Below are 12,534 nucleotides of genomic sequence, written 5' to 3' on the forward strand. Positions count from 1 at the left end.
TGGTTGGAGAAAAGTGATGATAAGACTTGCCATAGTGGGGACTAACTGGATTACTGACCAGTTTATTGAAGCGGCGTTGAAAACCCAAAAGTACCAACTCGTTGGTGTGTATTCTCGTTCACTTGACAAAGCGAGAGAGTTTGCTGAGAAGTATGGTTCTTTGGCTTTGTACGATGATTTTGATGCGTTTGCAAAGTGCTCGTCGATTGACGCTGTTTATATTGCCAGTCCTAACTCACTTCATGCACCTCAAGCAACAAAATTACTCGAATCGGGTAAACATGTCATCTGTGAAAAGCCCTTGGCAGCCAACGATACGTTAGCAAAAAAAATGTATCGAACGGCCTTGGATAATGAAGTTGTCTTATTTGAAGCTTTTATGTCCCCTCACACTCCAAACTTTAAGCTGCTTAAACAGCATAGCAGCAAGCTTGGTAAGCTTCGCAAAGCTTTTATCACTTATTGCCAGTACTCTTCTCGTTATCCTAGATATCTTGCTGGGGAGATGCCTAATACTTTTAACCCCAAATTTGCCAATGGCTCAGTGATGGATATTGGCTACTATTGTGTAGGCTCGGCGGTGGAACTATTTGGCGAGCCGCTGTCTGTTAAAGCACATGCCCAGCTTTTAGATTCAGGGGTCGATGGTAGCGGTAGCATTATTTTGGGTTATGACGGATTTGAAGTGGTTCTTCAGCACTCAAAAACCAGTGATTCTTATCTACCGAGCGAGATTCAAGGTGAAGAAGGCGCTCTGCTAATGGAAATGATTGCTACCGGAAAAAAGTTAACCAAGATTACCCAGGGCAGTGTAGGCATTGATTTAACGGTCAAACAAGACCCTAACCCCATGTATTATGAAGCACTGGCGTTTGCTGACCAATATGCTCAGAATCAAATTGATGAAGCGTGCATGAAGCGCTCATTGATAGTGGCTAAATTATTGACAGAAATTCGCAGGCAAACGGGTGTGAAGTTTCCAACTGATGGAGAGTAAAAGTATGAAAGCAGAAGTGAAATGGGTGGAAGGACTCAAATTTTTAGGTCTTTCTGAATCTGGACACTCGATGGTTATGGACGGTAGCGGTGGTGAGTCGGCACCCAGCCCAATGGAGATGGTACTTATGGCAGCAGGTGGCTGCAGCTCTGTTGATGTCGTTGATGGGTTGACGCGGCATGGTCAACGAGTTTCGGCGTGCAGAGCCAAGTTGAACACTGAGCGTCGTGATACTGCCCCTCGACTATTCACTAAGGTAAATATTCACTTTGAAATATCCGGAGACGGCTTGGACACTGACATTGTTGACAAGGTCACGGCAGACTCACTACAAAAATATTGCTCAGTGTGCTTAATGCTGGGGGCTGGTGTCGAAATGACCCACAGTTGGGAAGTGATTTAGTCCTCCAATGAACCTATCGCTGTTTTACGCGTCCTATAAAGTTGTTATTAAGGGTTGGATTTGAATAGGCATAGATTTACTTGCTGTGGCATTTTAGCCATTTTGCTTTGGAGCAGTGTAACTGGGATGGCGCGAGCGGTCACAGAATTACTAGGGCCTGAGGGCGGCGCTGCAGCAATTTATACAGTCGCTGCTTGTTTTCTGGTACTTGTGATGGGGCTTCCTAAACTAAAACGCTACCCTCTAAGGTATGTTTTAGTAGGGGGTGGGTTGTTCGTTGCTTACGAAGTTTGTTTGGTCCTTTCTATAGGATTAGCACACTCACGCCAGCAAGCTATTGAAATGTTGGTGATCAATTATCTCTGGCCAGCGCTCACCGTTTTATTGGCAGTACTGGCAAGCCCTAGAAAGACCAATTTACTCATTTATCCTGCCATTGCACTAGCGTTTTTTGGAGTCGCGTGGAGCATTTCTGGTGAACAAGGCTTATCTATCAATCAGATAGTTGCTAATGTGAAGACGAACCCAATTACTTATTCCATGGCATTCGTTGGAGCATTTTTGTGGGCAATTTACTGTAACCTGACGAAACGCTTGGCTGGTGGGCAAAATGCAATTACCCTATTTTTTATCATGACGGCTATCGCGTTATGGGCCAACTATGCGATTACTGCAGACCAAGACATGAGTTTGGATCTCGAATCCGCTATCTGGCTTATTCTAGCTGGGGTGGCGATGGGAAGCGGTTATGCGCTGTGGAATTATGCAATCATAGGTGGCAACATGGTGTTTCTAGCGACCTTATCATACTTTACTCCTGTACTCTCGACGGTTATCTCATCTTTCATATTGGGGTTAGTACTTACCGATACGTTTTTACAGGGTGTCGTTTTAGTGACACTAGGTTCTTTGCTTTGCTGGTGGGCTACACGCGAGTCGAAAAAGGTTGGGACTGAGAATGAGGAAGGGAAAATGTTTGACAACTGATTTACCATCGAATGTCAATCGGGGTGCCTGGTTGGACTAGAGTGAGTAACTCATCCATCTCTTCATTGGTGATAGCAATACAGCCATTGGTCCAGTCAAAGCTTTGAACAAAGTTAGCTGGGCGAGTTTCGCCATTTCGTAGGCCATGGATTTTAATATTTCCGCCAGGCTTTATTCTCCGTGTGGTTGCATAATTGATATCACTTTGGTTAGGGTAGCTGATGTGGATTGAACGATAAAACTCTGATTCATCGATAATAAAGTCTAAGTAGTAACGCCCTTCTGGCGTGCGTTGATCACCTTCTTGTCTTTTGTGGCCTCTTGGTGACTTCCCTAACGCAATGCGAAACTCACGTATGATCTGATGGTCATCAATCAAATACATTCGGCGTTTAGACTTATCGACTTTGACTAAATCAACTTGTGCCACCGAGATAGACGTAAAAATAAGACAGCACGCTGTGATAGCAATTTGAGCGATCTTAAGCTTCATTTCCCTCCCACTTAAAATAAAAAGGTAGCGCTTGAGCTACCTTTCGTGACAAATTATTTCATCAGGGCGAAATAGAAAACATATCACGCTCTGTAAATCCCAGATTCTTTAATGCTTCAATTGCTTCCGCGCGACTCTTGGCATCAACTTCAAGGGAAGTCATATGGGAACCGTCAAAATAAACGATGACATAATGAGTACTGGGATCTGGCTTTTCAATTGCCGACATCATTCCTCCAGTTACCATTTCTCAATGTACTAGGACTTGAATAATGCCTCTTTTTTCTTGCCTTCATCTCGGTTACAGCTGAGCCAGTTCCTCCTCAGGCCTATTATTTGAACGAGGCATCTTGTCCACCTTTCCAATAAGTTTAAGCAGGTTTGTTGCATTCCAGCCAGTTTCTTGCGAAGAAAAATAGGATTTCTGCATCAGATCTAACTCGTTTTTTACTTCCTCAATCAAGTTTTTGTCGTCAATACTCACCTGATTTAGCCACTGTGAGGCGCAGTGCTGAGCCTTAAAATAGTCTTCGGACTCGAGAGCATCGATAAGAGCTGAACTTGAATTTGGCTCCAATTCTCGGTTGATTTTTGGCTCTGAGCTCTTAGCTTTACTTCGCACTAACAGTCCACTGGTGATGAGCCAAAGTAGTGCAAATAGGGCGGTGAGATATGGCCAAAACCCCGCGTCATGCACGGTAATGGTTTTAGTCTCAACAGGCGCGGAATACTGCGGCGCTGGAACTGAATTATTGAGATTCTCTCCTGGCTCAACAGCGAGAGATAACCCTTCAATGTGTGCTGTATTTTGTCTTTTGTTTTGACTATCCCACCAGTTGAGGTCAAGGCTTGGTAGCTCGATACTGCCAGCCTGTTTAGGGATCAATACTTGTTTAAGCGTCATACGCGTAACGCCACTTTCAAGCTGCGAAAACTGGGGCTTTTCTGCATAAACGCGAATATTTTCTGGGTAGTTGATATTGAGCTTAGGAAGGCGCTCTTGAGGTAGTCCTTCTACATCCAAGGTTATCTCACGAGTAATCGAATCGCCCACTTTGGTCGCAAGCTCGGTGCTCGGTGTGATTTTCTCTCCATTGGCTGCTGTCCATGTCTGTTTCAGAGACAGCATCGAAGTGGGTAACCATACGCCAGAATATCCCTCAGGCTTTGGCTCAACATTGATATTAAAGACTTCCGCGGGGATATCGACCGAGACAAGCTTTGTTGTTCCCACTCTATCGTTCCCGTAAATCACTGAACCTTTGAATGCAGCGCTGTGCAAGGTATAGTCTCCAGAGTTGTCGGCTGTCACTCGATAATTTTGGTCAAGTACGGTGACTTCAACGCCATCAAGTACACTTTGATACTGATTAGGCTCACCAATTTGTGTGAGGGTAAGCCCCTTGACTTTTGGTGGCACAACTTGGGGATTTTGTAAGCGTCTTGGATCCGCTTTAATGATCAATCGCGTTTTTAGCGAAGCACTTTCATTTGGGTAGAGTTGGGTTTTATCTAAAGAAGTCCTAAGCTCGACCAAATCCGATACTTTTGGCTCGTCAGAGTCTTGTGTTACTTGTATCGCTATGGGTTTAGAGCTATTGCCGTCAATGGTAAAAGCAGGGATTTTGGCAAGCCCCAGCTTTTGTGCTGCCAAGGTGATATTCCATTCACTTCTGACGGTCCGATTGCCATTGACAATATTTATTGATGAGCCAAAGCTCGGCCTGCTGACGTAGAAATCTTTTTCAAGTGCACTGAAATCTAGGTCATCAGAGGACGCTTTTTCGTCGACCACAACACGCAATTGGAAAACTTCATTTTTGACGACTTTATTCTTGCTTACGGTTGCCCATATATTAGCAGCGATAGAAACAGGGCTAAAAAAGGCCATTGTTAGAGCGACTAAGCTCATCAATTTAAATGCTCTTTGATTCATAATTACCACTTCTTACCTGTGTTCTCTGGTGGTTGCTTTGATTTTGCTTGTAATATCAGTTGTGCTTTGAGAAGGCGACTGGGATCTCGAGCGCTTTCTACTTGTTCAAGTTTTCGCAGCGCTGGATCGATAGGTTCAGCCCTTTCCTGTTGAGAGAGTTGCTGTGATTCTTGTTCTAAGGGTTTATCGGGCTTCTTTATTTCCTTTGGCGTTGATTCCTGCTCAGAAGAGGCTTGGCCCGTTTCATCTTTGTCTTTTGATTGTGGCTTTTGTTCATCGTTTGCCATTTTTTGTTCGTTAGACTGGTTCTGCTTGGACTCTTGCTCTTGGGACTTTTCCTCTGCTGAAGAATTTTCCTCTGATTGAGAGCCTTGTTGTTGCTCTGATGAAGAATTCTCATCAGACTCTTGTTGCTGTTGCTGTTGCTGTTGCTGTTGCTGTTGCTGTTGCTGTCGTCGAACAATTTCTAGGTTATGTTTGGCATCTGAGTTATCAGGCTGCTGCTCTAGTACTTGTTCATAAAGGCTAATCGCTTGGTCAAAATCTTTGTTTTGAGCATACGCATTGGCAAGGTTATACTTTCCTCTCGGTGTTTGTACGCCCTTTAATGACTCAATAGCAGCGGCAAAATCACCTGCTTCATATTGTGCCATGCCTTGCCATTCTTTATTTTTAAATAGCTCTGCTGCTTGTTTATATTCCTTAGAATCAAACAGCCTTTTTGCTTGCTGATCGTCATTAAGCCAAGGTGAAGCCTCGACACTATTGATGTTCATGGCAGGTAGAGTGACAACTAATAGAGCGAAGACCACACCACGACGAAACATCATTAGTGCCGGTATGAGTAATAATGGTACTAACCAGATGCCGTTGTTTACTCGGTCCATGATTTGTTTGGCTTGATTGAGCTTACTGGTTGCTTCTACGTTATTGGTTAATCGACTAATTGCTTCAATATCACTGTTGTTAAGCTGGATAGGAGTGAATAAGCTTTTAGATGTGCGAGCAAGTTTAGCCATGTTGGCGAAATTTGATTTTGCCACCACAGTGTGTCCAGACTCAGATTTAAGTAATGTGCCATCTAAGAGCTGGATAGGAGCCCCTGCTTGGCTGCCCACTCCTAAAATCGTCAGTCGCCACTTTGTGCCCTTGAGCAGAGTTTCAATGTTATCCGCTTCTTGGTTATCGATGTCGTCTGTAAAGAGCACTAAGTCACCTTGAGACAAGCCAATATTTCTCATCATACTAATAGCTTGCTCTACAGCAATTGCAGCATTAGCACCTTGAAATGGCATGAGATCTGGGCTGAGATTTGGGATTAAGTTTAAAATGGTGTGGGTATCGGACGTCATTGGACTGACGGTATAAGCATCTCCGGCATAGACGATAAGACCTGTACTCCCTTCATTCCACTGCTTTAGTAAGTCACGAGCTTTATACTTAGCTTGAGTTAGTCGATTGGGTTTAATATCAGTTGCATACATGGACATAGACATATCCATGATAAGCACTCGACCACTTTGGTTGGAAAAGCTTGGTCTTTCTGATGCAGTGAAGCTTGGACCAGCTAAAGCAACAATGGCAATAAACCCTGTGACAGCTGCTATGCTGATGCTCAAGTTACGAGAGGAGTTGTGACTAAAGCCCATTGCCTTTGCTAAGTGAGGAGCAATCAAGGTTTTACTTCGACTGCGCTTAATCAGCCAAATAACCATGATAGCAAGTGGTAGCATCATTGCTAACCACTCTGGGTAAAGAAAGCGAAAATCAGACATGGTTTCTCCTGATAATCAACAATGAAAAGAAGCTGACAAGTGCGATAGCTAAGGGGATAGTGAACCAATCTTGTTGGGGTCGCCAAGTTTGCGTTGTTTGACTAATCGGCTCAAGATCATTGATGGTATCGTAGATGTTGGAGAGCTCTTGGCTATCTCTGGCCCTGAAGTATTTACCGCCAGTCATTGAGGCAATTTCCTTTAGGGATTTCTCATCTAAATCTTTTGCTGTATTGACCTTTCGAGTCATAAAGAACTCTTTTACCAGCATCTCACCCGCTCCGATACCGACAGTGTAAATAGTGACATTGTATTTCTTAGCAATATTGGCAGCCTCAATCGGGTCAATAACTCCCGCTGTATTGGTGCCATCACTGAGTAATATCATCACGCGCTGTGGGGCGTCTCCGTCGACGAAAGTTTTGGTCGCTAAACCTATCCCTTCACCTATGGCCGTCTTATCGCCAATCAAGCGAAGAACAGTCTGGTTGAGTTGCTGGCTGACTGTTTTCCTGTCTAGCGTTAGTGGGGTTTGCAAATAAGCATGATCGGCGAATAGAACTAAGCCCAAACGATCCCCTTGACGCTGACTAATAAAGTCGCCTAATACTTGTTTTACCGCCGTTAGGCGATCAATGTAATCGCCATTTAACTGCATGTCTTCTTGGCTCATTGAGTACGAGAGATCGACCACTAGCATCATATCTCTGTGCTTAGGTTGTGTGATGACAGGATCGCCGTACCAAACTGGTCTTGCAGATGCAGTAACCAGAGTAATCCAGATCACTGCGGTTAAACCTTTAGCCATTAAACTCCACGATGAGTTACCCGCCGGCGATTCGGGCAGGTAGGGCATATAAACAGGAGATGATGTTTGAGCTGGGGGCAATAAAAAATAAATTAGTAGTGGCAAAGGCAGCAGAAGGAAGTTCCACCACCATACAAACTCTATATTAGCCAACTTTTGTCCTCCTTCGTTTGGGGGGAAGTGCTTCATTGACCCATTGTGAACAATGAGAGACGAGTTCTGACGCATTGCCTAGGGGTTCTTTTGAATAAAGAGCAACTTGCCAGACGTCGTAATTATCTAAAAATAAGGGGGCTTTTACTTGCGTATCGAGAAAAGCATACCATTCTTTTCCCGTTAGCTTGGCGACTTCTTCTCTTGGGTAGTAACACAACGCGGCTTGGCGAAGCAATTCAAACGCTTCTGCTGGCTTTTCACCGGCTTGAATCAACCTTAAAGCGGTTTTCTTTGGCGCCAGCCTTTTCTTATTCCAGCGATAAATGAGCCATATGGCCAAAATAGATAGAAGAGTGGCACCAGCGCTTGCCCACCAACCCCAAGCGATAGGAAACCAAGAGGGGAGCTCAGGCAAATGCATCGGATTGAGTGGTAACAGAGAATCCTTGTTTAATGTGCTCATTGATCACGTCCTGATAATTGTTGTAGTAGTGATTTTTGAGTCGAGAGACAAGTAAAGCTCAAACCATGACTGTGAGATAAGCTTTTTAGCTGATGCTGCTTTCTTTCAAACGCTGCAGCAATCTGATTACGTACTTTGCGAGAAGAAAAGTCTACCCACATGGTACTGCGCTTATCAGACACCTGCTCAACTCCCCGATAGTCCGTAATACCAGACTCCAATGGGTCGGATATTTGAACTAATCTCACTTGATTGTGGGATCGCAGGCGAGAAATTAACAACTGATTTTGCTCGGAAAAGCGTAAAAAGTCGCTGATTATCACAACTTCGCTGCCTTTAGGGCAAAGACGGTTTAATGCATGAAACCCCTCATCCATATCGTTTGAATGGATATCAGCGGGATCAACCAATATGCTTTGATGCAGCTTTACCAAATTTTGGATCATCGCCAACGGACCTTGGTTACGGCTGCTTGGCTTAAGCTCGGTAAGCTGGTTTCCAGTATCGATAATGGCGCCCACACGGTCTTTTTGTGCCACAGAGAGCCAAGCAATTAAGCTCGCCATATGGGCTGCGAGGACTGACTTAAACATGAGTTTTGAGCCAAAGCGCATGCTGGCACTCAAGTCAATGTAAAGAACAATCGGCTTTTCGCGCTCTTCCGTGAATAACTTTGTATGAGGCTTGCCGGTGCGAGCTGTAACTCGCCAGTCTATGCTGCGCACGTCATCGCCGGCTTGGTATTGCCTGACTTCTGCAAAGTCCATCCCTCTGCCTAGCCGCTTACTTTGGTGTTGACCAAGTACCTGAGACCATAAACTCTTTGCTGGTGGTAACCAGTGAATAGCGTGTTGTTTAAAATACAACAGTTCATCAAGACAAAGATTTACGCCATCAGAATATGGAGATAGCTGTTTATCCATTGGTAAACCCTACGCGCTGCCTACGAGCGACAGCAGTCGATTGACGACTTGGTTGGCGCTAATCCCTTCTGCCTGAGCTTGATAGCTAAGTAGGATACGATGTCTAAGGACAGGGAAAGCCATCACTTGAACATCTTCGGCGGTAACATAGTCACGCCCTGATAACCAAGCGTGCGCGCGTGCGCATCTATCGAGTGCAATCGTTGCACGTGGGCTGACTCCCATTTCTATCCAATTATTCAGTGTATCGTCGTATTGAGTCGGATGGCGGGTCGCCATGACAAGTCGGATAATATAGCTCTCGACAGTTTCCGCCATGTGAATGTTCAATACTTCTTGTCGTGCGGAAAATATGTCTTGCTGACTAATCTTAGGAGCCGTAATGTTTTGCTCACCTTTGGCCTCTCCTCTATTGAGGCGTAGTATCTCGAGTTCGCTGTGTGCATCGGGGTAGTCAACATTAAGGTGCAGAAGAAACCGGTCGAGCTGCGCTTCGGGCAGAGGATACGTCCCTTCTTGCTCAATAGGATTCTGTGTTGCCATGACTAGGAACAACTCAGGCAAAGGATAGGTTTTTCTGCCGGCGGTAATTTGCTTCTCAGCCATAGCTTCTAGCATTGCAGCTTGTACTTTTGCTGGCGCTCGGTTGATTTCATCGGCTAGGATTAAAGAGTTAAATATAGGTCCAGCTTGAAAGGTAAACTCCCCCGTTTCTGGGCGGAAAATATCGGTTCCTGTCAGATCCGCGGGTAATAAGTCAGGAGTAAATTGTATGCGGTGAAAGTCGCCTTCTATACAATCGGCAAGTGACTTAACCGCTCGGGTTTTCGCAAGGCCTGGCGGCCCTTCGACTAATATGTGCCCATCAGCAAGCAGTGCGACTAAAAGCTGTTTGACTAACTCAGTCTGACCAATGATTTGTGTGCTTAAATACTGCTGTAACTCGTTAAATGGTTGAGAATTCATCAATACTTATCTCCTAACTTTTTCTCTTAGTGGTTTTATTGACGAAAAAGTTCATCTAGTCTGCTTCTATGATCTAGTGATTGAATGATTGTTAATCAAATCAGATACCAGATATAAATATCATTATTTCAATTGCTTACAATATGGGGATTAATACTCATCTTACAAGTCATCAATATTGAAAAATGGGTTTTACAAACTTGCAAACACCAAGGTTTATTCATGACAGTATTCGAGAGATAATACATGGTTAGCTCAGCTTAAGCAGTTAGGTTAAAATAAGTCATTGTGATGAATTTAATTGAGACCCAAATATGAGTAACATTGAACATGAATTAGAGCAGATGGCCAACGAGATTAACGATGAGCCAGAAGTTTCTCTGCCGTCACTTGAAGAGCAAAAAGCGATCGCAGCCGAGCTGAAAAAGCTTGAGGAAGCAGGGGAGTTAACCCTTGAAGTATTGGAACGTTACTTTGGCAAGTTCTACTCGAAAACGGACAAGCCAGTTCACTAAGCGTAACGTTTCTCGTCACTTCTACCGATGACAGCCAAGATTTAGCTTATCGAAGATGGTGGATCGTAACGGTGAGACTTTTTAAAGTAGTTGAACAGCGCCTTCAATATGGTTTTATCTGTGACGGATGCGCCATCAAATTTTAAGCCATAACTAAAATAATCTTCGACAGGGACGACGTGCATAATGGTGGCTTTAATCGTTATGCTCGTTCTACCATGTGTTGCGACTTCTTGTGGTAGTTTAACTTCTATATCGACAAGACTATCACCCTTAAATTCGGTATTGGAGCGGACTTTGGCGCCTTCCATACTAATGTCACTTGTTAGACCTTCAGCGCGGGTACTTCCCTGTGACATTTTAACTCGAATTTTGTTATCTGCTCTTGGCTCGGCACGTTGCTCATCTTCTGGCATTGCCATCGACTCGTTGATGTTAGTCTCAAAGCCTCTTAACTGTCTGTCGAGTGTCTCGGATATTTCATGTAGGTCACTGGCAACCAGCGAGGTTGTCTTGGCTTTACTGCTACTTTCTGAGAGCACTTTAAACAGCTCTTTCAACTTGGTGTCTAGATATTGCAGGTTATCAGCTTGCTCTCGGTTGAAATTAGCAATCACTTCAGCACTCTCTGTGGTTTGACTAATTCCATCAGACATGGTGGTAAAAGACTCGACCGTGTCAGCAGAAGTTTTTTGAGTTTGGTGTACAGCGCCAACCACGGCTTGCATTGAGTTGACCGAGTTTTCGACTTTTTCCATTAGTTGAGTGATAAGATCTGATATTTCTTGGCTTGAACTAGATGTTCTTGCAGCTAGATTTCTTACCTCATCTGCCACAACGGCAAAGCCTCTGCCTTGATCGCCAGCGCGCGCCGCTTCTATTGCAGCGTTAAGTGCGAGTAAGTTTGTTTGCTCGGCAATATTGTGAATAGACTCTGTAATTTCGTTGATTTGAAGGGTGAAGTTTTTCAACTCCTCGATTTGTTCGGCGGTATGATTAACAGAGTCCACGGCCGTGTTAAGCTCTTGAATACTGTTATTGACAACAACAATGCCTGATTGTGCGGTTTCCATAGTCGTTTTAGATGTGCTCTCGGTGCTTTTGATGTGCTCGCTGACCACATCTGAAATCTCCAGTAGCGATGTAATGGCTTCGAGCACCTGAGATGAGTTTTCTTGCTCTAACTGACTGCTTGATGATATTTCAGAAGAAACCGCTGAAACTTGGTGTGCAGAATGCGCCATTTGGCGGCTATTTTGTTGGACGACATTAATCACGTCATGCAGAGACACACGCATCTGCTCAATGTTTTGGGTTAGGTTGCCCATCTCATTATTAAAGTGCTCTTTCTCGTTGTAATCTTTAAGATCACCTGTGGTTATGCGCTGGGTGGTTTTTATTGCTCGGCTAATAGGCCCGAGTACATTTCGCAATGTTAGTTCGGCGAGAATGAATGTTAGTAACACCGAGAAAACTGCGATGATGATCTGATTGCGCTCCATTTTAAGAATCTTCTCGAAGGATTCATCATTAAACATGAGTACAGCTTTATTCATATTTGCCAGCACTTTAACACTGTATTCACTGAGTGCTGCGAGGTTTTCAGGGTTATCACCATCTTCTAAGATGCTGGCGACATTTTTCTTTTGTTGCTCCCACATTTGTTTGACTATCTTTAGCTGCTTCTGGATGTGGGGAGGCGCGGGCGGAATATCGACAGGCTTGGTCATGCCTAAGTCCTTGTAGGTTTTTCCTCCACGGGTGAGCGCTTCGAGAGAAATGTCAAACAACTGCTGTGTTTTTCGGCTGGCAGAGATATCAGGCTTACTCTTCTTTTGGTGAGCAATATCCATTGCAAGCAAAAATTCCTTGGTGAATTTCTGAGTCAGCATTCGCTGCCTACCCGCAATATTAATAACCAAGCCGTCACTTTTTTGTTTATCGAGAGAGGTGATGGTATAGCCAATGATAGTGGTTAGAATCAAAGTAAAAAGTACGGTTAGGAGTCTGAGTTTTGCCTTGAGGCTTAAACTGGCAAAGTTGAGCAAAACATGTTTTTGCATTGACATCGATTTTCCTTAAACCTTTCTCGAGTTGATTTTTTAATCACAA

Annotated in this window: 13 protein-coding genes; 4 read left to right on the forward strand and 9 right to left on the reverse strand. The window is 44.2% G+C overall.

Annotation, left to right across the window (positions count from 1 at the left end; all coding sequences use genetic code 11):
* Positions 1-16: 16 nt before the first annotated feature.
* The 3 genes from FIV01_RS19655 to yddG are packed head-to-tail and all read left to right on the forward strand — an operon-like array spanning position 17 to position 2,387.
* Complete coding sequence (locus tag FIV01_RS19655) at positions 17-997, forward strand: Gfo/Idh/MocA family protein (protein WP_152432633.1); 981 nt, start codon at positions 17-19, stop codon at positions 995-997.
* 4 nt (positions 998-1,001) lie between these two features.
* The gene (locus FIV01_RS19660; RefSeq protein WP_152432634.1) at positions 1,002-1,400 is read left to right on the forward strand and encodes an OsmC family protein; all 399 of its coding nucleotides are present in this window, start codon (positions 1,002-1,004) and stop codon (positions 1,398-1,400) included.
* Positions 1,401-1,460: 60 nt separating this feature from the next.
* Entirely contained in the window at positions 1,461-2,387 is a 927-nt protein-coding gene (yddG, locus tag FIV01_RS19665; protein ID WP_415846759.1) for an aromatic amino acid DMT transporter YddG, read from the forward strand.
* Between the two features lies 1 nt (position 2,388).
* Here the strand turns inward: yddG and FIV01_RS19670 are convergent, their stop codons facing one another.
* From FIV01_RS19670 to FIV01_RS19700, 8 genes are all read right to left on the reverse strand, one after another.
* Entirely contained in the window at positions 2,389-2,880 is a 492-nt protein-coding gene (locus FIV01_RS19670) for a L,D-transpeptidase family protein (RefSeq protein WP_152432636.1), read from the reverse strand.
* 61 nt (positions 2,881-2,941) lie between these two features.
* Positions 2,942-3,112 (reverse strand): RuvA C-terminal domain-containing protein, encoded by a 171-nt coding sequence (locus FIV01_RS20650; RefSeq protein WP_172971884.1) that lies wholly within the window; start codon positions 3,110-3,112, stop codon positions 2,942-2,944.
* Between the two features lie 69 nt (positions 3,113-3,181).
* Complete coding sequence (locus FIV01_RS19675) at positions 3,182-4,816, reverse strand: BatD family protein (protein ID WP_152432637.1); 1,635 nt, start codon at positions 4,814-4,816, stop codon at positions 3,182-3,184.
* Between the two features lie 2 nt (positions 4,817-4,818).
* Complete coding sequence (locus FIV01_RS19680; RefSeq protein ID WP_152432638.1) at positions 4,819-6,591, reverse strand: VWA domain-containing protein; 1,773 nt, start codon at positions 6,589-6,591, stop codon at positions 4,819-4,821.
* Positions 6,584-7,552: a vWA domain-containing protein gene (locus FIV01_RS19685; RefSeq protein WP_152432639.1), complete on the reverse strand. Its 969-nt coding sequence runs from the start codon at positions 7,550-7,552 to the stop codon at positions 6,584-6,586. The genes FIV01_RS19680 and FIV01_RS19685 overlap by 8 nt, the downstream gene beginning before the upstream one ends.
* Complete coding sequence (locus tag FIV01_RS19690) at positions 7,545-8,018, reverse strand: DUF4381 domain-containing protein (protein ID WP_152432640.1); 474 nt, start codon at positions 8,016-8,018, stop codon at positions 7,545-7,547. Before FIV01_RS19690 ends, FIV01_RS19685 begins: the two co-directional genes overlap by 8 nt.
* Positions 8,015-8,941: a DUF58 domain-containing protein gene (locus FIV01_RS19695; protein WP_152432641.1), complete on the reverse strand. Its 927-nt coding sequence runs from the start codon at positions 8,939-8,941 to the stop codon at positions 8,015-8,017. The genes FIV01_RS19690 and FIV01_RS19695 overlap by 4 nt, the downstream gene beginning before the upstream one ends.
* A gap of 9 nt (positions 8,942-8,950) precedes the next feature.
* The gene (locus FIV01_RS19700) at positions 8,951-9,907 is read right to left on the reverse strand and encodes an AAA family ATPase (protein WP_152432642.1); all 957 of its coding nucleotides are present in this window, start codon (positions 9,905-9,907) and stop codon (positions 8,951-8,953) included.
* A 314-nt stretch (positions 9,908-10,221) separates the two neighbouring features.
* On the opposite strand from FIV01_RS19700, the gene FIV01_RS19705 reads away from it, so the two are divergent.
* Positions 10,222-10,422, forward strand: coding sequence for a restriction endonuclease subunit S (locus FIV01_RS19705; protein ID WP_152432643.1), 201 nt, complete (start codon positions 10,222-10,224; stop codon positions 10,420-10,422).
* 41 nt (positions 10,423-10,463) lie between these two features.
* On the opposite strand, the gene FIV01_RS19710 is transcribed toward FIV01_RS19705, so the two are convergent.
* Entirely contained in the window at positions 10,464-12,491 is a 2,028-nt protein-coding gene (locus tag FIV01_RS19710; RefSeq protein WP_152432644.1) for a methyl-accepting chemotaxis protein, read from the reverse strand.
* Positions 12,492-12,534 lie beyond the last annotated feature (43 nt).

Origin of the sequence: Vibrio aquimaris, from assembly GCF_009363415.1 — a bacterium.
Classification (GTDB): Bacteria; Pseudomonadota; Gammaproteobacteria; order Enterobacterales; family Vibrionaceae; genus Vibrio; species Vibrio aquimaris.